The 21,701-nt window shown below is 67.6% G+C and carries 17 protein-coding genes and 1 pseudogene; 9 read left to right on the top strand and 9 right to left on the bottom strand.

What is annotated here, in order from left to right:
* Positions 1 to 2: 2 nt before the first annotated feature.
* The 7 genes from ABI214_RS24995 to treY all read left to right on the top strand — a co-directional run bounded on the left by ABI214_RS24995 (position 3) and on the right by treY (position 9,517).
* Positions 3 to 377, top strand: coding sequence for a hypothetical protein (locus tag ABI214_RS24995; RefSeq protein WP_348605098.1), 375 nt, complete (start codon positions 3 to 5; stop codon positions 375 to 377).
* On the top strand, positions 374 to 826 hold the full coding sequence (locus ABI214_RS24990) for a DUF6325 family protein (protein WP_348605097.1): 453 nt from the start codon (positions 374 to 376) through the stop codon (positions 824 to 826). The genes ABI214_RS24995 and ABI214_RS24990 overlap by 4 nt, the downstream gene beginning before the upstream one ends.
* Before the next feature lies 1 nt (position 827).
* Complete coding sequence (locus ABI214_RS24985) at positions 828 to 1,142, top strand: SHOCT domain-containing protein (protein ID WP_348605096.1); 315 nt, start codon at positions 828 to 830, stop codon at positions 1,140 to 1,142.
* Between the two features lie 64 nt (positions 1,143 to 1,206).
* On the top strand, positions 1,207 to 2,148 hold the full coding sequence (locus ABI214_RS24980; protein ID WP_348605095.1) for a DUF1214 domain-containing protein: 942 nt from the start codon (positions 1,207 to 1,209) through the stop codon (positions 2,146 to 2,148).
* A gap of 539 nt (positions 2,149 to 2,687) precedes the next feature.
* On the top strand, positions 2,688 to 4,928 hold the full coding sequence (locus tag ABI214_RS24975) for a LuxR C-terminal-related transcriptional regulator (RefSeq protein WP_348605094.1): 2,241 nt from the start codon (positions 2,688 to 2,690) through the stop codon (positions 4,926 to 4,928).
* 63 nt (positions 4,929 to 4,991) lie between these two features.
* The gene (gene glgX / locus ABI214_RS24970) at positions 4,992 to 7,139 is read left to right on the top strand and encodes a glycogen debranching protein GlgX (RefSeq protein WP_348605093.1); all 2,148 of its coding nucleotides are present in this window, start codon (positions 4,992 to 4,994) and stop codon (positions 7,137 to 7,139) included.
* Positions 7,136 to 9,517, top strand: coding sequence for a malto-oligosyltrehalose synthase (gene treY / locus ABI214_RS24965; protein WP_348605092.1), 2,382 nt, complete (start codon positions 7,136 to 7,138; stop codon positions 9,515 to 9,517). The genes glgX and treY overlap by 4 nt, the downstream gene beginning before the upstream one ends.
* 9 nt (positions 9,518 to 9,526) lie before the next feature.
* Here treY and ABI214_RS24960 read toward each other — a convergent pair whose 3' ends face one another.
* The 5 genes and pseudogenes from ABI214_RS24960 to ABI214_RS24940 form a co-directional block, all read right to left on the bottom strand.
* Entirely contained in the window at positions 9,527 to 10,804 is a 1,278-nt protein-coding gene (locus ABI214_RS24960; RefSeq protein ID WP_348605091.1) for an alpha/beta fold hydrolase, read from the bottom strand.
* A 167-nt stretch (positions 10,805 to 10,971) separates the two neighbouring features.
* Complete coding sequence (locus tag ABI214_RS24955; RefSeq protein ID WP_348605090.1) at positions 10,972 to 12,141, bottom strand: DUF4185 domain-containing protein; 1,170 nt, start codon at positions 12,139 to 12,141, stop codon at positions 10,972 to 10,974.
* A gap of 77 nt (positions 12,142 to 12,218) precedes the next feature.
* Positions 12,219 to 13,337, bottom strand: a complete 1,119-nt coding sequence (locus ABI214_RS24950; RefSeq protein WP_348605089.1) for a F420-dependent hydroxymycolic acid dehydrogenase — start codon at positions 13,335 to 13,337, stop codon at positions 12,219 to 12,221.
* A gap of 766 nt (positions 13,338 to 14,103) precedes the next feature.
* Positions 14,104 to 14,232 carry a hypothetical protein gene (locus ABI214_RS24945; protein ID WP_348605088.1) on the bottom strand — a complete coding sequence of 43 codons (129 nt, stop codon included), beginning with the start codon at positions 14,230 to 14,232 and terminating at the stop codon, positions 14,104 to 14,106.
* 1,316 nt (positions 14,233 to 15,548) lie between these two features.
* Positions 15,549 to 15,827 (bottom strand): annotated as a pseudogene (locus ABI214_RS24940) (transposase); the annotation flags it as partial.
* A 431-nt stretch (positions 15,828 to 16,258) separates the two neighbouring features.
* Here ABI214_RS24940 and ABI214_RS24935 point away from each other — a divergent pair.
* Positions 16,259 to 17,080 carry a class I SAM-dependent methyltransferase gene (locus tag ABI214_RS24935; RefSeq protein ID WP_348612028.1) on the top strand — a complete coding sequence of 274 codons (822 nt, stop codon included), beginning with the start codon at positions 16,259 to 16,261 and terminating at the stop codon, positions 17,078 to 17,080.
* Between the two features lie 111 nt (positions 17,081 to 17,191).
* Positions 17,192 to 17,680, top strand: a complete 489-nt coding sequence (locus tag ABI214_RS24930; protein ID WP_348605086.1) for a hypothetical protein — start codon at positions 17,192 to 17,194, stop codon at positions 17,678 to 17,680.
* A gap of 202 nt (positions 17,681 to 17,882) precedes the next feature.
* Here the strand turns inward: ABI214_RS24930 and ABI214_RS24925 are convergent, their stop codons facing one another.
* The 4 genes from ABI214_RS24925 to ABI214_RS24910 form a co-directional block, all read right to left on the bottom strand.
* Entirely contained in the window at positions 17,883 to 18,341 is a 459-nt protein-coding gene (locus ABI214_RS24925) for a DUF2867 domain-containing protein (RefSeq protein ID WP_348605085.1), read from the bottom strand.
* 262 nt (positions 18,342 to 18,603) lie between these two features.
* Positions 18,604 to 19,479 (bottom strand): SGNH/GDSL hydrolase family protein, encoded by an 876-nt coding sequence (locus ABI214_RS24920; protein ID WP_348605084.1) that lies wholly within the window; start codon positions 19,477 to 19,479, stop codon positions 18,604 to 18,606.
* Positions 19,480 to 19,521: 42 nt separating this feature from the next.
* Complete coding sequence (locus ABI214_RS24915; RefSeq protein ID WP_348605083.1) at positions 19,522 to 20,127, bottom strand: DUF899 family protein; 606 nt, start codon at positions 20,125 to 20,127, stop codon at positions 19,522 to 19,524.
* A gap of 54 nt (positions 20,128 to 20,181) precedes the next feature.
* Positions 20,182 to 21,579 (bottom strand): mercuric reductase, encoded by a 1,398-nt coding sequence (locus ABI214_RS24910; protein WP_348605082.1) that lies wholly within the window; start codon positions 21,577 to 21,579, stop codon positions 20,182 to 20,184.
* Positions 21,580 to 21,701 lie beyond the last annotated feature (122 nt).

The raw sequence follows: 21,701 nt of genomic DNA, 5'->3' as shown, positions 1-21,701 counted from the left end.
ACATGAACTTCTGGGAAAGCCTCGGCTGGATGCTGTGGGCGACCGTCTTCATCGGATATCTCTTCGCGCTGTTCGCGATCATCGGCGACCTGTTCCGCGACCATAAGCTGAACGGTTGGTGGAAGGCCATCTGGGTGTTCTTCCTGCTCTTCCTGCCCATCGTCACAGCACTCGTCTATGTCGTCGCCCGCGGCGAAGGGATGACGGAACGCAGCAACAAGGCCGCACGCGACGCGGAGAGCGCTGCCGAATCGTATATACGCGAGGTCGCAGGGAAGAGCCCCAGCGAGGAGATCGCCGCAGCCGCAGCACTCCTCGAAGCCGGAGCGATCAACGAGGAAGAGTTCACCGCACTGAAGCTGAAGGTCCTGTCGTGAGCGGCGACGTCGTGAGTGCCGCGCGTTTCGGACCTGTCGACTTCTATCTTCTCGGCCTGCCTGGGGAGGGGCTCGACCCGGCCGCAGTCTCCGCGCTCACCGACCTTGCAAATACCGGCCAGGTGCGGCTGCTCGATCTGATCGTCATCTCCAAGTCCGAGGACGGCGAACTCACCCTCATCGAGGTCGAGGAGTTGCCGAACGGATTCGAGATCAATGTCGAGATGCTCGGCGCGTCCGGGCTGCTCGGGCATGAAGACATCACCGAACTCGCGGCGGCGATCCCCGCCGGCGCCGCGGCGCTGCTGGTCGCGCTCGAGCTGGTCTATCAGCGCGAGCTCGCCGCCCGGACCGCCGAGTCGGGCGCGGTGTTACTGGGCTACGAGCGGATTCCCGCCCCGATCGTCAACGCCCTCATGGACACGATCACCCCGAAACTGGAGGTCTGACATGCCGTTCATCCCGAGAACCGGTCGACCCGGACTGCTGGGCCTTGCCGCGCGCACCGCGGTCGTGACCGGTACCGCGACCGCCGTCAGCGACGGCATGGCCACCCGCCGGCAGAGGAGGGCACAGGCCGAATACGAGCAGGCACAGTACGAACTGGCCCAGCAGCAGGCCGCACTCGCGATGACCACGCACGCGCCCGCTCCCGCTGCCCCGGTCGATCTCGTCACCGAGCTGCAGAAACTCGGCGATCTCAAATCGCAAGGCCTGCTGAGCGATACCGAGTTCGAAGTCGCGAAAGCGCGACTGCTCGGCTGAATTTCTCCGACGGGGCGAGGGATACCCGCTCTCGCTCCGTACCCGACACCGAAAGGAACCCGCTGTGTCCGCAATCCCGGTCAACGTCCTGAACTTCAACCGAGCCGAAACCGATCTCATGTTCGCCCGCTTGGCCGCGGGCGTCGGCCTGGGCGCATGGAACCACACGCGTGAGCTCAAGCCGCTCGACGACCAGCCCATCATCCGCCAGAACCGCGACACCCTGTACAGCAGCACCATCATCGACGTGCGCGGCGGCGTCACGATCACACTGCCCGATACCGGCAAGCGCTACATCTCCGTGTGGGTGATCAATCAGGACCACTACGGTCCGGTCATCCTGCGCGATCCGGGAGAGCACCTGCTCACGCGCGAACTGGTCGGCACCGACTACGCCGCACTCATCGTGCGCATCCTCGTCGATCCGAACAGCCCCGAAGACGTCGCCGAGGTAAACCGACTGCAGGACGCCCTCAGCATCGACGGCGGCGGCGCAGGCGATTTCCCGCTGCCCGACTACGACGAGCAGTCGCAGACGGAGACCCGCGACGCGCTCCTCGCGCTCGCTCGCGGTGTCAGCAAGTACGACCGATCATTCGGCACCGCGGCGGAAGTCGATCCGATCATGCACCTGCTGGGCACCGCCTCCGGCTGGGGTGGCCTCCCCGAACAGGAGGCCACCTACGTCAGCTTCGACGAACGCCTCCCGGTCGAGGAATACCGCCTCCGCCTGAACGACGTTCCGGTGGACGCGTTCTGGTCGGTGTCGCTGTACAACGCGGCCGGCTACTTCGAGGAGAACGCCCTGGGTGTGAACAGCATCAACAGCGTCACCGCCACCCCCGACGCCGACGGTGCCACCACCATCCGCTTCGGCGTACACCTTGACGGTGTCGCGAACGCCCTGCCGATCATGCCGGGCTGGAACTACGTGCTGCGGCTGTACCGCCCCCGCCCCTCCGTGCTCGACGGCACCTGGACGGCGCCGCGTCCCGAAGCGCTCTAGGGGGTGTTCAGATCAGTGGCGTCGAATCCTGGATTCTCGCGCCGATCGTCGTCTGGGTGGTTACGCAGTGTGAAGACGGCACGACTGTGAACCCCGCGCAAGAGTCGGTCGCGCTGCGGAAGGAGCTCCTTCGCCGCCCGGAACGCGAGAACGACGCCCTGCGGGCGACCCGCACCCAGGTGGGCGTCGACCAAGACCAAGAGTGTGCGGGCATGGGTGAGAGTGCGAGACGACGGCTGTCTCGGGCGAGTGCCGAGGATCGCGTACAGATGCTGGTACGTGACCGCGTGATCCGTCTGATCGAGGGTGAAGCCCGGCATCCGCGGCTCCGCATCCTGCTGGGACCGTTGGGCGCCGGGAAATCCTTGGCCGCGGCGCAGTGGGCGAGCGTGCAGGACTCGCCGGTCGCTTGGGTGAGTGCGCGCGAGACCACCGGAGACCTACACCGGTTCTGGGGGCTCGCCGCCGCACGGCTGGCCAAGGCCGCCGGCGTCCAGCCCGGGCACGATCTGGATCACTATCGATCACTGCTGCACATCGTGGGCAGCCTGTCCGGTCAGATACACCTGGTGGTCGACGACTGGCACCACCTCTCCTCCCGCGCGACGGACGAAGCCCTGGCCCAGCTCCTCGACCGCGGACCCCGGCTTTCGCTCGTCGTCCTCGGGCGCCGGTTCACAGCCCTGGATGCTCCGCTGACCACCGCCCGGTACGAAACCTGGTCCCTCACCACCGGAGACCTCGCATTCACCTGCGAGGAGACCGTGGCGCTTGCGGCGACCCGGGACATCGACGCGGGCCGGCTCGAGGGGGTCCGCAGACTCGTCCGATCGTGGCCCCTCGCCCTCACCGCGGCCTGCACGGGCGACCGCGCGGCAGTGCCGGCTGCCTCCTGGGCGGAGGAGTTCCTCACCGGCAGTCTCGAGACGCTGCTGCTGGACCGGACGGATCCTGAACGTCGGCTCTTCTGCGTCCTCGCCGGATGCGGCACGCCCATGCCCGCCGCGACGCTCACACGCCTGTCTCGACTGACCCGGGAGGAGACGGCCACCGCGCTGCATGCGCTGGAAAACGCGGGCCTCGTGCTACGCAACCCGGCCGACGGCTCGAACCGGGTGCATCCCGCGTTGGAGACCGCCGCTCACGCGATGGTGGAGCGTGAACTCGGCAACGAAGAGATCTTCGGCCTGAAACTGACGTGGGCACGCGAGGTGGCGTGCAAGGATCCGGCCACGGCCGCGCGTCTGTTCAGTGAAGCCGGCGACTACACCGAACTCCACCAACTGCTGGAATCGCACCCGCGCCTGGTCCTGGACCCTTCGCTCATCTCGTCGGTGCTTGCCGGAGTGCCTCGCGATGTCTCCGACCGGTTCCCGCTGCTCGCCGGGGCCCGGATGCTCCACGGATATGACCGCGCCGATACCTCGCGGCTCTCACTCCGCAGCCTGGTGCAGGTCTTCCGAACCGCAGCCGGCCCGGCGGGCCACGCCCACACCGAGACCTCCCCCGTGGCCCGGTATCTGCACATGACTGCAGAACGGGTCCTCGGAAACGCGGCGGCTGCGCTGAACCACGCCGAGGCGTTGGAACGCCAACTCGCGGAGACCCCCAGCGATGAGGCCTCACCCTTGCGCACGGCGCGGTCCCTCATGCATTCGGGAATCGGGTTGACGTACACGCTCAATGGCGAACTCGCAGGTGCGTCGCGGAACTTCAGTGAGGCCATCCGATTCAGCGATCAGACCGGAGAAGCCCGGGATCGACTCTGCGCCCACGCCGGCATGGCCTTCCTCCACGCCGTCGAGGGAAACATCCACGCGGCACGCCACGAAATCGAACGCATCGGGCGGCACCATGCGACGGACGGGCAATCCGTCACCGCACTCATCGGGTGGCAGCTCGAGTTCGCGAGAGCGGTCATCATGTTCGAGACCCCGGACACGAACCCGCCCGCGCAGCCGCCGCTCGACGGGGATGAGAGCTGGGGTCGCTGCGAGTTCTGGCCCCTGCTCGTTATCGCCGCGGCCGCATCGGCGCGCAAACACTATGGAGACGCCGACGCACTTGCACGGCTCACACGCTCCCGGGACATGGACCTCCCGCCCACACCGTACTTGCGGACAGAACTCGCGGCCTACGCCGCGAACATGCGGCTCGCGCAGGGCGATGTCCACGGTGCGGAGCGACAGCTCCAAGAGCTTCCGATCACCCTGCCCGTCGTGGAAGTCACATCCGCGCGGATCGCCCTCACTCGCGGGCAGACCGGTGACGCCATCGCCGGGCTCGACCGGGTACTGGGGCGGCCGGTCTCGCCCCGCTACCGTGGTGAAGCGCTCGTCCTTCTCGCTGTGGTGTTCTGGGCCGCGGGTTGGGAAGGCAAAGCGGTGGCCGCGTTCGAGCGGGCCATGACCCACATGCACCTCTACGGGCAGGGCACCATGCTCGGCTCCGTGCCCTTCGACCGCCTCCGCGCACTCGCGGTCCACGCGCGAGAAACTGGCACCGTAAATGCTGTCCATGAGATTGACGGGCTGCCCGGAGTGATGCGGGTGTCGCTGGTTTCCCCGCTGACGGAGACGGAGAGACGCACCCTCAAAGCACTTCGAAACGGGCGGACCATCAGGGATGCGGCAGGCGAGCTGTTCATCTCACAAGACACCGTGAAGTACCGGCTGAAGAGCATCTACCGGAAGTTTCAGACCACCGATCGCGCAGACATCCTCTACCGTGCCGAACGCGCCGGCCTCTTCAACGATGACCTGCCTACCGAGCAGCTCTGATCCCTCAGCTGCAACCGACCGCGTCGTCGACCTCGGCGGCCTCGCTCGGGCTAGGGTTTCCGCATGGAGCGTACGGACCCGCCGCCGACCTCACGGGTCGAGGTGTGGCCGGGCAGCCCGTACCCGCTGGGCGCCACCTACGACGGCGGCGGCACCAACTTCTCCGTGTTCTCCGAGGTGGCCGACGCCGTCGAGCTGTGCCTGATCGCGAAGGACGGCACCGAGACGCGGATCCCGCTGGACGAGGTGGACGGATACGTCTGGCACGCGTACCTGCCCTCGGTCGGCCCCGGGCAGCGGTACGGCTTCCGGGTGCACGGACCGCACGACCCGGCGTCCGGTCTGCGCTGCGACCCGTCCAAGCTCCTGCTCGACCCCTACGGGAAGGCCTTCGACGGCACCTTCGTCCCCCAAGCACTTCGTGCAGGGGGTGCCCCCAGCCATCCGCCGCTCTACGCGTACGGCGAGGACTCCCTCGGCCACACGATGACGACGGTGGTGATCAACCCGTACTTCGACTGGGGTACCGATCGGCCGCCGCGCACCCCGTACCACGAGACCCTCATCTACGAGGCACACGTGAAGGGCATGACCGCGACGCACCCCGGGGTGCCGGAGGCATTGCGCGGAACGTACGCCGGGCTGGCGCATCCCGAGGTGATCGACCACCTGCGGTCCCTGGGCGTCACCGCGGTCGAACTCATGCCGGTGCACCAGTTCATGCACGACCAGATCCTGGTCGATCGGGGGCTACGGAACTACTGGGGCTACAACACTTTCGGCTTCCTCGCCCCGCACGCCGAGTACTCGTCGGCGGAGAAGCCGAGCGGCGCGGTCACCGAGTTCAAGGCGATGGTCCGCGCGTTCCACGAGGCCGGGATCGAGGTGATCCTCGACGTCGTCTACAACCACACCGCCGAGGGCGATCACCGCGGTCCGACCATCCTGTTCCGGGGCATCGACAACGCCGCCTACTACCGACTCGACGACGACGATCCGGCGCTCTACACCGACTACACGGGCACCGGGAACAGCCTGAACGCCCGCCACCCGCACACGCTGCAGCTCATCATGGATTCGCTGCGGTACTGGGTCACCGAGATGCACGTCGACGGGTTCCGATTCGACCTGGCGTCCACGCTGGCACGCGAATTGCACGACGTGGACCGGCTTTCCGCGTTCTTCGACCTGGTGCAGCAGGACCCGGTGGTCAGCCAGGTGAAACTGATCGCCGAGCCGTGGGACGTCGGCGAGGGCGGCTACCAGGTGGGCAATTTCCCCGGCCTGTGGACCGAGTGGAACGGCAAGTACCGCGACACCGTCCGCGACTACTGGCGCGGCCAACCCGCGACGCTGGGCGAATTCGCGTCCCGCCTGACCGGCTCGTCGGACCTGTACGAGGCGACCGGACGCCGCCCCGGCGCCAGCATCAACTTCGTCACCGCCCACGACGGGTTCACGCTCGCCGACCTGGTGTCGTACGACGAGAAGCACAACGAGGCCAACGGCGAGGAGGGCCGCGACGGCGAAAGCCACAACCGGTCGTGGAACTGCGGGGTCGAAGGCGCCACCGACGACCCGGCGATCCTCACGCTCCGCGCCCGCCAGCGCCGGAACATCCTCGCGACGCTGCTGCTGAGCCAGGGCACCCCGATGCTGGCGCACGGCGACGAGATGGGACGGAGCCAACACGGCAACAACAACGTCTACTGCCAGGATTCGCCGCTGTCGTGGATGGACTGGTCACTGGCCGAGTCGAACGCCGACCTGCTCGCCTTCACCCGCCGCACGACGACGCTGCGCGCGGCACACCCAGTGTTCCGGCGCCGCCGGTTCTTCGCCGGCAGGCCGGTCCGCGACGAACACAGCCGCGACATCGCCTGGCTCACCCCGTCCGGGCGGGAGATGACGACCGAGGACTGGGACAGCGGATTCGGCAAGGGACTGGTCGTCTACCTGGGCGGCGACGCGATCCCCGAGCCGGACAACCGCGGCCGCCGGGTGGTGGACGACTCGTTCCTGCTGTTCTTCAACGCGCACGACGGCGACCTCGAGTTCACCGTTCCGGGCGGCGACCGCGACGAGCGATGGATCGGCGAGCTGGACACCACATCAGACACGGGCGCAACGGATCTCGTGGCCAAGTCCGACGAGACGCTCACCGTGCCGTCCCGATCCCTGCTGGTGCTACGTCGGGATCGGTCGTCATGAGGCCGGTCACCGCGACGTACCGGCTCCAGCTGCGGGGCGATTCGTTCACTCTCGACGACGCGCGCCGCCTCGCGGACTACCTGGACCGACTCGGTGTCTCCCACCTGTACCTGTCACCGATACTGACCGCCACGGCGGGATCCACCCACGGCTACGACGTCACCGACCCCACCACGGTCTCCGCCGCGCTCGGTGGACGTGCAGCCCTGGTCGCGCTCTCGGCCGAGCTGAGCGAGCGCAACATGGGCCTGATCGTGGACCTCGTCCCCAATCACCTCGGCATCGCCCACCCCCACGAGAACCGTTGGTGGTGGGACGTCCTGACGCACGGTCGCCGTTCGCCGTTCGCGCGGTTCTTCGACATCGACTGGCGCGAGGACAACGGCTCGGACGGTCGTATCGCGCTGCCCGTCCTGGGGGACGCGTCCGATCTGGACGGTTTGCGGATCGATCGCAGCAACGGGACCCCGCTGCTCGCCGTCGGCGACGCGCGGTTTCCGATCGCGCCGGGCACGGAGGAGGGCGAAGCGCGCGAGGTCCACGATCGGCAGGCGTATCGGCTCGTGGGCTGGCGGGACGGCAGCGTCGGATATCGCCGGTTCTTCGCGATCAACGACCTGGTCGCACTGCGCCAGGAGGACGCCCGCGTCTTCGACACCACCCACCACCAGTTCGCGTCGTGGGTGCGCGACGAACTCGTCGACGGTGTCCGGGTGGATCACCCCGACGGCCTGAGTGATCCCTCCGGATACTTCCGGAACCTGCGGGAGGTGATCGGGCCCGACCGGTGGCTGGTGGCCGAGAAGATCCTCGCCCCGGACGAACCGCTGGATCCGACGCTGCCGATCGACGGCACCACCGGGTACGACGCGCTCGCCGAGTACGGTGGCGTCTTCCTCGACCCCGACGGCGCGCCGGTACTCACCGAGCTTGCCGGCCGCGCGGGAGCCCCGGGGGACGCGACGTGGCTGCGCGACACCGGAATCGAGCTGCGCCGCCGCGTCGCGCGCACCGATCTGGCGCCGGAGCTACGCCGACTGGCCCGGGCGATCCTGCGGGATTCGCCCACCTTCTGCAACCCGGATGTGCTGCGCGACGCGCTGGTGGAGGCGCTGGCGACCGCCCCGGCGTACCGCATCGACTACGCCCCGCTGACCAGCACACTCCCCCACCTGATCGCCGACATCCTCGACCGGCACCCGGAGTGGAGGTCCGCGTTGACCACACTCGCCGGCGCCCTGGTGACCGGGAGCGAGTCGCACACGCGATTTCAGCAGGTGTGCGGAGCGGTCACCGCGAAGGCGGTCGAGGACTGTCTGCTCTACCGCACGGCGCGGCTGGTGTCGCTGCAAGAGGTGGGCGGCGATCCGGGGCGGTTCGGCATTTCGGTCGCCGAGTTCCATCTGCGGGCGGCCGACCGGGCCCGGCTGTGGCCGCGGACGATGACGACCCTCTCGACCCACGACACCAAGCGCGGCGAGGACGTCCGGGCCCGGATCGGCGTGCTCTCCCAGGTTCCGGAACTGTGGGTCCGGTGCGTCGCCGACTGGGAGATGTCCACCCCCAGCCCGGACGGGGTACTCGGACTGTTCTTGTGGCAGAACATGTTCGGCATCTGGCCGGTCGACGGCTCGGACGCCTCGGCCTCCCCGGGCCTTCGTGATCGACTCCACCGGTTCGCCGAGAAGGCGGCCCGCGAATCCGGGACCAGAACCTCCTGGACCGAGATCGACGCACACTTCGAGCATGCGCTGCACGCGTGGATCGACCATGTCGTCGACGGCCCCGTCGGCCGCAGCATCGGGCTGGTCGCGCGGCAACTCGCGCCGCACGGTTGGTCGGACGCGCTGGGGCAGAAGCTGCTGCAGCTGTGCGCGCCGGGCATCCCGGACGTGTACCAGGGCACCGAACTGTGGGAGGACTCGCTGGTCGACCCGGACAACCGTCGACCCGTCGAGTACGAGGTGCGCCGCGCACTGCTGAAGTCGATGGACACACCGGGGGTCGAGACGCCACCGATCGACGGTTCGGGTGCCACGAAGCTGCACGTGACCCGCGCCGCGCTCCGCCTTCGCCGCGACCGGCCCGAGAGCTTCGTCGGCGGACACTACCGACCGGTGTTCGGTGTGGGCCCCACCGCCGAGCACGTCGTGGGTTTCGCCCGCGGCCCCGCCGGCGAGGCCTCCGACGTGATCGCACTGGCCACCCGCCACAGCGTCCGGCTCCACGAAAGCGGTTGGGAAAGTTCGAGTGTGGCGCTCCCCAACGGCAGCTGGTTCGACCGGCTCACCGGTGAGCTCTACGCCGGAGCCGCGCCGCTGTCGAAGGTGTTCGACCGGCTGCCCGTGGCGCTACTGGTGCGGTTGGACCGGCCCTGAACCCCGGAGTCAGCGCGCCCACCGGCCCGGCGGCGGATCTTGTGCGGTGTAAGCGGGCAGTGCCAGATCCTGGTCGAGGAGGAAGCGGCGCAGCAGGTCGACGTACACGGCCGGTTGATCCGCCGAAACGGCGTGGCCGGCGCCCTGGATGTCCACGAGCGTCGACTCGGGAAGTACATCGCGGTACTCGCGTGTGACGGGCCAGCGGATGAAGTCGCACTGGGCGGCCATCACGAGCGCCGGAACCCGCACCTCACGAAGCGTCGGCCGCGGGTCCGGTATCCGGGCGAAGTCAGCGTTCGTCAGCTGGTTGACGTAGAAGCCCTGCGGGTTGTCGTGTGGAGGCGTGCTCGGCGCGCCGGCGCACGACGTGCCGTCACGACCGGTCAGTGCCACCTCGTGCATCCACGAGTCGGCCTCGGCGTCGGGGACAAGCGCGTGCGCCGCGTTCGGATCGACCGACATCAGCAGTGCCTGCGCCAGCACTCTCGGGGCACCTGTCAGCTCGTCGTAGCGAGCTTGCTGCTCGGCGTTCATCTCGGTCCACGGTTCGCCGACGCCGTCCTCCGTGTAGGCGCCGCCCCAGATCGCTCCGGGTGCAACGAAGACCGCCTTGGCGACCCGATCTGGATGTGCCGCCAGATACTGCGCGGCCAGCGAGCCTCCCCAGGAGCGTCCGACGAGGATGAGGCGCTCGGCCCCGAGCGTCCCCCGGATGGCCTCGAGGTCCTCCACCTGCCGCTCGACGGTGTATCCGCGAACGTCGCTGAGGCGGGTCGATCGTCCGGCACCGACCTGGTCGTAGGCGTACACGGCGAACCCCGCATCGGCCAGTTCCGCGCCACCGCTCGGGATTCCCTCGCCCGGCGTGCCGGGGCCACCGTGAAGGAAGATCACCGGTGTGTCGCGCGGCTCTGCCGGATTCGTCGCGGGCACATGCACATACGCGATCCGTGAGCCGGTCGGCAGGTTCCAGAACTGTACGTCGCTCGGGGTCGCCGTCACCGCCTGCGTCGGAAAGGGCCGCAAGATCGTCGCGCTCGCCACCACCCACACCAGCAGCCCTGCCGCCACCGCCAGCGCGCCCGCGGCCGGCATCGGACGACGAACCCGCATGACCCGGAAGCCGGCCCAGCCCAACGCAAACGTCAGGATGAACACGGTCAGCAGGCCGGCGACGAGGAACACCCCGGGTGTTGTCGTGACGGCCGCCGCCCCCAGTACCGCCGCCGCACCCAGCCCGATCGCCGACAGGGTCCCCACCACGACCGCCACGGACCCCGCCACCGCTCGTCCTCGTCGCTCCACTCGAGTCCCCTCGTATCGGTCGGGCTCACTGCTTCGCCGCCACCACTCTGCGGCGGTCGTTCGCTCGATCATCGCCGCCCACAGCGGTCCGACACATCAGGGAACACCCTGAAAACCCGCACACCGGGACGAGGGCGCGGACCTAATCACATCTCGTGGACTGCCCCGGTAGTGGGGAGCCGGTAGATCCGACCGTGCTCGAAGTCCTGGACTCTGCCCCCGGCGAGGCCGTACTCGTTCGTCGTGGCGTGGCCGAGAGGCCCTGTCTCTGCACCGATCTCGCGGTAGCGGGCGCCAATGGGGCCGTGGACGGCCAGGACGGGGGCGGCGGGTTCGATCGTCGTGCGGAACTGCATCGCGTGATACGGCGTACCGCTGGCGGTGTTCCATTGGGAGACGATCAAATGCAGGTTGTCCAAGGTGGACTCGGGGTGGATGTAGCCGCCGTAGATCTGCGCATAGGTGCCGTCGTCGGCACCCCAGGCGCCGCCCTCGACCTGGACGACCGGATCGGACCACACCCCGCCGACCGCCGCCGCGGTGCGGGTGACGATCGCATACGCGGCGGGGTCGAAGTACGCGAGGACCCACGTGCCCTGGACGTAGCGCAGGCACATCTCCCCTACCGGGCCGGGCAGGATCGGGGTCGAGGAATTCCCCCACCCCCAGCCGGTCTCGGACATCCAGCCCCAGCCTTCGTAGGCGGCCGGGTGGAGGATCCGCCGCTCCGGGACCCGGCGCAGGATCATGCCGGCCGACTTGTTGCGGCCGAACGCAGTGGAGATGACGTAGACGTAGCCGCCGAAGCGTTCCATCGTCCACATCTGATTCAGTGCACCGAACTGGTTGTCCCACCGTGCCGGGCTCAGGTTCCAGTTCTCCCCGTTGTCGTCGGAGTAGGCGAGGTAGGTGAAGTTCGTCGACCAGTTCCGCGAGGACCACGAATGCACGCTCATCACCGACAGATAGGTGCGCGAGCCGATCGTGACCGCGTCCCCAGGGATCACGGTGAACTCGGTGCCCGGCAACTCCCGGTTCGGCAGCTCGCGGGTGTCGTGCGCGTTCGGCAGGATCTCCTGCGCGTAGCTGCCGCCGGCGGCCGACGAGAACACGATCCCGGCATCGAGGTTCGTGGTCGTCGAACGCAACATCACCGGGCTCCGCCACCCAGGCCCACCCGGGAACTCCGACTCGAACGTGTCCCCGCAGAAGAACCCGAACCGCCCATCCGACAACCGCACCGGAAACGCGAGATCGGTCCCGCCGACGCCCCACGAGCCCGTCCGGCCGCCGCCGGTCAGGTTCTTCACGAACATTGCCCGCATCTCCGCACCCGCCACCGCCCTCTAACGCAAGCCAACCAGGAACGCCACCCGACGTCGTCGTGGTCCGGCTACCTGCCGACCGTCCGATGCTTCAGGTAGGGCAGAACCCGAGCGCCGTAGAACTCGATCGCAGTTTCCGGACGACGCTGCGCGAAATGGACGAACGGAACGACGCCGGCGTCGTGGAGGCGATCGATCGCCGCGATGTGCGTTGCCGGGTCGAGCCCGGTCACCCATGCGCGCTCGACGTCCGCCAGCGTGGCATGTTGCTCGGCAAACTGTTGGATCGCAACCGGATTGGGCTGGTCGGAGCCCGCCGCGGTGAACCGCCACAGCTGCGCGCCGTAGTCGACTTCCGCTTGATCGCCCACCACGGTGAACATCTCCGCCCAGATGGGCAGCAGTGCCGGGTCGCGTCCGGCGGCTCGTGCGCCCGCATCGAAGGCCGACCGCAACGCCGGATCCAGTGCGGACCCGGCCTGGGTGATCCACCCGTCGCCGTATCGTCCGGCCAGGCGGGCGCTGACCGGGCCTCCCGCCGCGACCGGGATCGGCGGCGGCCGTTCCGGCAGGTCGTAGAGTTTGAGCTGGTCGGTCCGGAAATACGTGCCGTCGAAGGTCGTCCGCTCACCGGACCACAGTCGTCGGATCAGTGCTATGGCTTCGATCAGCCGGTCGTGGCGCTCGCGGTAAGAACCGTACTCACCCGTGCCCGCTTGTTCGTTGACCGCTTCACCCGTCCCCACCCCGAGGAACGTCCTACCGGGCGCGAGGATTTCCAGGGACGCGAACGCCTGCGCGACGACGGACGGGTGGTACCGGTAGGTCGGGCACGTGACACCCGAACCGACACGGATGTCGTGGGTGCGGTCGCAGACCAGGGCCAGGGTCAGCCACGGCGACATCGAGTGTCCCTGGTTGTCCTGCCACGGCTGCAGATGGTCACTCGCCCACACGTACCCGAACCCGGCCCGCTCGGCCGCCACCGCGAACTGCACCAATTCACCGGTGCGGAACTGCTCGTGAGAGAGCACCAATCCCACGTCGGCCGGGGTCGGCCCCGGTGGGCGGGGCCGCACCCCGAACGTTGACACCGCGGCTCCGGCCAGACCGGCTCCGAGGCTCAACCTGCCGAAATCGCGGCGAGAGATCGCCGACCCTCTTCCTCGAGCGCGTCCACGGGGCATGCTCCGACCTCCCGTTCGGTGCAGACATGACCTTGGATACCTCCGATCCGGATGCGTTAAACGAGGACGCCCGAAGGCTGGGATGCCGTCCAGGCACGGCGCAGATTCAGTCCCCCTCCCAATGCCCCGAGCTACCCGCCACACCCGGCCGGGACACACGTCCGCGCATGTCAGATCGCCGTTGTACCGTGGCTCATGCCCCTGACGCCGCGCCGCACAATCCGAATCGGAGCCGTCGCCGTCGTTACGGTGCTCGTCGCCGGGCTCCTCTACACGATGTTCGTGTACCGCCGCATCAACATCTTCGCCCCACCCGAACGGCTCGAATCACTCGGCCGGACATACCTTCTCAGCGCGGACAGCAGCTTCACCCGCGAAGAAACTCGACCAACGCCAACGGCAGCTGTCCGATCACTACACTCTCGAACTCGTCGGCTACCTCCCACCCCGCCACCCCATCTACCAGTTCCAGAACGACACCATCCGGGGCCGAGCGACGACCAGCGCCTACCTGAAATGGGGAGACCGCTACGTCAGCTACTCACTGTCCGGCGGGCCCTGACCCCCATGACTCTCGCCGGCCCGTCGCGCCCGACCCGAACCGGTACCGCGCCCTGGTCAGGAAAGGAATCACGACAAGGGTCGATGACGCACTGAAGGCCGTTGCCACGCCCCGACAAGCTGGGTGCGGCAACGGCCTTCAGAGACCCCTACGCCCCGACGAGCGGGGCGCTAGAACTTCAGCGTCAGACGTGAAGTCAACTTCTCAGCTGAAGGCGGCGAGCGCGCCGACCAGGCCGAGCAGCGCAGCGATGCCCGAGAGCACGCCGCCGACGCCACTGACGACAGGCTGAATCTGCTTGATCAACGCGAGGTCTGCATCAGAAGAACCCATAACTACTCCTCATCCGAATGTCGTTGCGCGGTTGCGCGATCAAGACTGTACTACATACTGTAGTAGCCCGGCCAGGTGCGGGCCTACCGGCTCGAGGTGATCGAGCCGAGCCAGACCTTCGTCGTCGCGGAATCGGGTCTGCGCAATGGTCAGGACATACCCATCGAACGGATCAGACACACACAGGGGTATCCGGTGAGGTGACCACGATCTGGCCTTCCTGCGCGATGAGCACGGCACTAGCCGCCTGCAAAGGCTCGTGGATGACGCTGCATATCTCGTCGCCCGAAGGTTCCCAATTGATTGCTACGCGGGCTTGATCGCTTGCGTGACCGGCCCTCCGCGCCGTGCGGGTCGAAGAGGGAAGCGTCGACCCGCACCGTTCTGCGCCAAAGTCGGGCCGCGTCGATATCTCGCTCTGACGAATGTCGCGAATGCCCCCATGAATTCCGTGGATTCGAGACACTATGGCGATGAACTCCCAGTCCAACCTCGCTGAGATTGCCCGCTCATTCACCGGCGGGGTGGGCGCAAACTTGTCCTTGCGCAACTTTGGATACGCCCCCAATTCCGGCTACCTAGGAAGCTGACCAACATGCGACTCACCTTGACCCGATCCGCAATCCTGACCGCAGGGCTATTCCTGGCCGCAGCCCCGGCAGTCGCCCACGCCCAAGACTCCGTCGGAGGCGGGAGCCTTCCCGCAGGCAGCAGCTACGTCCAGTCGGGTTCCGCTACCCTCTGGGAGGCCAATTGGTTCAACCGGACCTTTACCGAGCAGGAGATCACTAAGTGTTGGGAGGACACTGGCGGCGTCTCAACCGGGGACCTGCCAGGCCCGTGCCCCCATCAACCGATCACCGCTCTGGACCTCGCTTTAGGAAACCTGATGTTCGGCTCCGTGGTTTGATTCAGCGCACTGCCTTTCGGGCCGGCGCCACGTCCTGTGGTGTCGACCCGATCGGTCACCGCAGCGAGGCAACCGCAGACGAGGGTGCCGCCATACCGAAGAACATCGAGGACACCAGACCGAAGTCCAGCTGGGCGGCATCGTAACAACCCGCCAGCGAAGAACTGATCTCGAAAACGGCTGTTTCCCCGGATTCGGGGCCGGCAGATCCCGGTCACCTTTCCGGTCGCGATCGCCATGGCCGGTCTCGAGGACGATGCGCGTTCGGGGCGGCCGCGTAGTCTCCGTACTCGCGCCAGATGCGCGCAACCGTGTCCTACCCGATCCCCACATTTGTCCCGAACAGACGTGAACTCCAATGCATGACACCGTATTTCCTCGGCGGCGGCATCAACGTCGCAGATCTTCACGCAGCATCAGCCGACTGCATAGCCAGCCTCGCGAGCTGATCGTCTCGCATCGTGCGCCAGAGTCGCTTCGCGACTTGCCGTTTGAGGCAGTGCATCGCCTCGCGCGATGTCTTGCCCTCGGCCATCTTCCGCCGGTGGTAGGCGTAGCCGTCGCTGCTGGGTGTCCGGGCCTGGGTGACGGCGACAATATGGATGGCCGAGTTGAGCATTCGGTCGCCGCTGCGAGAGAGCCGGTGGCGCTGCTTGTCGGCGCTGGCGATCTCGACGGGCGCGGTGCCGGTGTAGTTCCCGAACGCGGATTCGTTCGGGAGCCGGGAGGGGTTCCCGGTGCGCGCGAAGCCGTGCGGTGGTCACCGTGCCGACGCCAGGGATCTTCAACAAAGGTACTGCCCACGCATCCCACGACGAAGCGCACCGAGACCTGGAACATCGTGGTCGTCGTCGCCGGGATCTGAGGCGGGTTCGCCGCCGCGGCGACCGAGCAGAGTGGAAGGACGAGGGCCGCGACCGATGCCGCGACTCGGTCCCCCGCGAGTCGGTTCCAGCGCAGGCAATCGACACAATCGCGGCACCGGGTGCCGGCGCTCGTCGCGCCGAACAGCGGGCGCATGTCGAGGACTTCGGCGACTTCTGCGGTTCGGCGTCCATACTTGCTACTACCAGCAACTACGGATACGGACTGGCACCGGGCCAGAAGAAGGCAGCCATGACTTCGATGGACAAGGTCGACTTCAGCGACGTGCGCTGGGGATCGGTGGAGTGGACGAACCTGTGCACGCTGTACCTGCGGTCGTACGAAAGTCATTCGCCAGCACCTATTCTCGGAGATGAAGCGGCCGCCGACGCGGTGGACCGGATCGACTACGACTGGGCCCGAATGCGTCGCCACATGCGGCCCGCATTCAACCAGTATCTGGTGGCCATGCGCGCCAAACAGATCGACGACTGGAGCGCCGACTTCCTCAGCCGCCATCCGGATGCCGTGATATTGCACCTCGGCTGCGGAATGGACGCCCGGGCTTCCCGCCTGCATCCGCCCGCGACCGTGCAGTGGTTCGACGTCGATCAGCCCAATGTGATCGCATTGCGCCGCAGGCTCTACGACGACCGCGCCGGCTACCGCACGATCGGCTCGTCGGTGACGGACGAGGCGTGGCTCGATGACATACCCACCGATCACCCGATGCTGATGGTCGCGGAGGGACTACTCATGTATCTCACCGAGCCCGACGTGCGGGCGCTACTGCAGCGCCTGACGGATCGGTTCGGCAGCGGCGAACTCGTCTTCGACACGCTGTCCCCGTTGGGGCCGCGGCTGTCGAAGATGTTCACCAAGGGCATCGTCAAGTGGGGCATCCGCGACGCCCGCGAGATGGAGCGCTGGAATCCGCGGCTGCGCCTCCTCGATCGAGGCGCTGTGGGAGCGCGCTTCGAACGCATTCCCTCGAAGCCGGTCCGGTTGCTGTGGCGGCTGGTCAACGCCACACCGGTGCGGAATTTCGACGTGCTGAACCGCTTCGCCTTCTGAGTCGCGCTCACCAACAGGCGGCTCGCCGCCTTCCTCGAGACGCGCGGCCTGCGCGCGGTGAACAGCGACCGATCCGAGGAACCGCCGCCCTCGGTCACTACGCTGTCACAAATGTCGATGAACTTCATGCTGGGCTTCGTGCCGAACACCGACCTCTCTGCCTTCGGGGCTGACGCCGAATCAACGATCGAATTCGACGGCGCGAGCCGCAGCACCGCGGCCGGCCCGTCGGCCGCGCAGATCGGCGCGCACGTGCTGCTCGTGGATCCAGGTCTCGATCTCCAGCGGCTTCCGCAGCTCTCCGAGCCGCCCACGGGAACGGTGCTCGTCACCCTCGGTGGCACGAGCGACGTCTACGCGGTCCAGTCGTTCGGCGACGACCCTCGCCTCCGAGTGCTCGCCGAGCGCGAGATCGCCGAAGACCTCGGGGCCCCGCTCGACGCCGAGGCGGTTTTCGAGACCGAGGACGACCCGGAGGACGCGCACCTGGAGTTCGCCTGCCGCCTTGCCGGGATCACGGTCGAGGAGCTGTGGAACCTCGAGTGGGCGCCGCTCGCGTCGGGCAGGGACGGGTTCTTCGGCCGCCTCTTCGGTCGCTGAGCCCGGTTCGGATCACGCCGAGTCCCGCGGCCCCGACATGGCGGCATCTCACCCGACACCAAACCTTGACGGACCGAACGGGGCCGTGTGTGACACACATGTGAACCGTTGCGGGTGAAGCTGTTCGCGGTCAGCGCCCGGACCCGGCGTTGGTCAGACACGCCGTCGGCCGCCGACGTGGATCGCGGCGCCCCGTATTGCGCTAGCGCGGCGCCAGCCTCGTGCATGCCCGGCGCAGCATCGACATCACGACCACCGGGTGGACGACACGGACCGGCGCGAAATAGACGCGTCCGCGCCAGCCCCTCAGGCGCACAACCGTTGTCACGCGGACGAGTCCCGCCTCGGCATCGACCGCGACGCCGGCCCGGAAATCGAGGTGTCGGTCGTCGACGGAGATCAACGCCTCCCCGTCCTGCACACGCGACACAGCGAAAATGTCGCGGCCACCGCGGGGCACACCGATCAGCGGAACCAGCAACTGCCGCACCGCAAAGGCGAGACGGATCCAGATCGGGCTCGAGCCGACGGCGAACACCGTCTCCGCCCACACGCGCGGATCGTCGGTGGCGCCCGGCGGAAGTGGCGCTGCCACGACATCCACGAAATCCGGGCGCGGGATGTCCTCGAGGGCAAGGGACCAGAACGATGGAAGCCGCATGCCGCCATCTTGCCGCGACCGCGCGACGCAATCCAGACCGAGTGGGCTCAATCACCTCCCGCACAGGTCGGGCGCCGGAGTCGCCGGTCGGCAGCGTTGTCGCCGGCGGGTTGGCGAGGTCGATCCGGACCTGATGCGTGATCCCGGATCGACTGGAATGGAACGCATTTCACGGTTGATCAGCGATGCAGACATCACCGCCATCCTCAACGATGATGTGCACGCTATCCCTACCCGGGACATCGGCTGCCATCGTCGCGGATCAGCGGTGCACCACTTCGAGTACCCGGCGCGCCATGTGTGCCATGCCCGCGGCGTTCGGGTGCAGCGGGCTCGCAGACGGCCCGGCTTGGCGTCCCTCGAACCACCGCTGATCGGGAGCGGCACACGCGTCGTGCCCGTGCGACGTTGTGGCGACGTCGACGAACTCGGCACCGGACGTCGCGGCCGCCGTCGCCAGGACACCGTTGAACATCGCGAAGAAGCCGTTGACCCAGACGGCGTCGGCGTCGCTGATCGGGAGGTTCGGCCAGCATCCGCGGTCACCGAAGATTCCGCCGTGCCCGACGAGAACGATGCGCGCGGCAGGCGCCTTCACCCTGATTGCCACGAGCGTCGACCACACCTTCGGGCCTATATCCGCCAGGGCCACTACCGCGTCGCGAATGAATGCCGGATTGGTGCGACATCCCGCATCACCGCCGGGTCCACTGGCGTAGCACCGGGAAATCAGTGTGGGCCAGCGAATGTCGTTTCCGCCGATGCTGACGGTCACAAGCGTGGTGTCCGACGGCATCCGATCGATCTGCGGAGGCACCGCACCGGTCGACGTCTGCTGCGGGGTGTTCGTCACATTCTCGGTCCGTGCACCGGAGCATGACAGGTTGAGGAACGACGCCGCATCTACGCCCCGCGCGACGAGGTTCGGATAGCCGAGGTCGGAGCGCTTGCACCCGTTGGTCTGCGCGATCCGGTCGAGCGACGGTCCGGCGGCGCGGGAATCACCGAGCGCGACGTACCGCACCTTCGAGTTCGCAGGGGCGGCCGACGCTGTGGCCGGGGGCACCAGTGAAACTGCTGCAACGGTCGCGACGACGGCTGCGGTCACTGCGGCACGAACTCCAACAGGCCTTCTCATGATTACCAGTATCCGCGACGAGCGCCGTGACATCGGGGAGGCTCATACGCAGTGGTCTCTGTGTCGAAAGACCACGAGGGGCTTCGGCGACGCAGCGGCCAGGTTCGAGTCCCGGCACTGCTGCTGGGCTATTCGTACTGGAGCGAGGGATAGGCAGCTGTTTCGCCGCGTCCGTCCGGAGTCAGGTCGAGAATGCCCCAGATCGGCCAGACCTGGTCGAGGGGGGCTGCTGTCGCCGCGCACGAACGTCAGCTCGCTCGCCCACCGGTGGTGGATCCCATCCTCGTCGCGTGAGTACACATTGAGGACCGGAAGCTGTTCGCCCTCCGGCGTTTCCGCGTGATAGTCGCGGTTGAAGGTGTTGTTCCGCGAGGACAGGAACCGCACGTTACGCCAGCCGCGTCCTCGCGCGTAGGTGCCCAACCGTGCGGGGTCCGTCTTCGCGACCACGACGAGGTTGATCCGATCGGAGAGGTGCGGAGCAGGACCGTCGAGCCCGTCGACGACCGAGGTGCACGACGGGCACGGCTGGTCGACGAGCGGCAGCTCGGCTGTCTTGCCCCCGGAGACCCCCGCTCGCGGGTCTTTCGACCAGCGCGGGAACATCATGTGGTAGATGACCAGGGTGTCCTTGCCCGGCGCGAACAACTCCGTGCCCTTGGGAGTCATTGCGCATACTTCCCGTGTTGTTAAGTACGTTCTTCACCGCGGGCCGGCGTCGAACATCGCGAAGAGGGTGTTGAGACCTTCCGCCAGCAGTGGATGCGTGAAGATCGCGTCCGCCATGGCGGTGTACGTGAGCTTTCCCAGCATCGCGACCTGGATCACGGTCATGACCTCGCCGCCTTCACTGCCGAGGACCGCGCAGCCCAGGATCTGCCCGCTGTCCGCGTCGACGACCGCCTTCATGAAACCGCGGGTCTCGCCGGTCTCGATGGCCCGGACAACGGCGCTCATCGGGAGCTTCGACACCCGAACCGCGCGTCCCTGGGCCCTGGCCTCGCGTTCGGTCAGGCCGGCGCGTCCGAGTTGCGGGTCGATGAACACCGTGTACGGGACGATCCGGTCCCGCGTGCTCACCTTCCGGTGCCCGATCAAGTTGGCGGTCAGGATGCGGTAGTCGTCGTAGGACGAGTGGGTGAAGGCCGGTCCGCCCGTGACGTCGCCCATCGCATAAACGCCGGCGACACTGGTTTGCAGGTACTCGTCGACCTCGATGAAGCCGTGGCCGTCGAGACGGAGCCCCGCCGCTTCCGGGGCGAGGGCGTCGGTGTTCGGGATCCGGCCGATGCCCGACAGCAGGTGCGAACCCACCAGTTGCCGCTCACCATCGTCGGTGTGGACGGTCAACCGCACGCGGGCGCCGTCGGCGCGCTCGACCCGGACCGGCGTCGACGAGGTCAGGACCGTGATCCCGTCATCACGGAAGATGGCGGCCACCTCGTCGGAGACGTCCTCGTCCTCGCGGGTCAGCAGCCGTGAGGACCTCTGGATGATGGTGACCTCGCTGCCGAACCGGCGGAACATCTGCCCGAACTCGAGCGCGATGTATCCGCCGCCGAGGATGAGCAGGTGCTCCGGGAGCACATCCAACTCCATGATCGACGTTGAATCGAGCACGGGTACGGCGCCGGCGCCGTCGATCGCCAGCGGCCTGGGACGAGCGCCCGCGTCGATGACGACTGTCGGCGCGCTGATCTGCCGTGTCCCGCCGTCCGTCAAGGTGACTTCGACCGACCTCGGCCCCGTGAACCGGGCCTCGCCTTCGATCAAGTCGAGCCCGTGCTGTGTCAGGCGGCCGGCGTAGTTCTCCCGCGCCCCGGCGACCACGGCCCGTTTGCGCTCGCGCACGGCGGCCAGGTCCACCGACACCGGGCCGACACGCACCCCGTACTCCCCACCGCGGCGTGCCTGGTAGGCCAGGCGCGCGCTGGCCACCATCGTCTTCGTCGGGGTGCAACCTGTGTTGACACAGACACCGCCGAGTCGACCACGCTCGACCAGCGCGACCTGCCGGCCCGCTCTCGCCAGCTCGATCGGGAGTAACCGGCCGCCCTGGCTGGTCCCGATCACGATCGCGTCGAACTGCTCATCGGTCATCACTCCGCGTCCCTTCGACAGCTGTGACTCGATGTCTCTGTCTCGGCGGCTACGGCCAGTCGCGAGAGGGCCAAATCCCGAATGTCGAAAGGCGATTGGTGATGCCCACTGGGCACCGCCGA

The organism is Prescottella soli (genome assembly GCF_040024445.1).
Taxonomy (GTDB): Bacteria; Actinomycetota; Actinomycetes; order Mycobacteriales; family Mycobacteriaceae; genus Prescottella; species Prescottella soli.
This window is presented reverse-complemented; position numbering and strand designations above follow the sequence as displayed.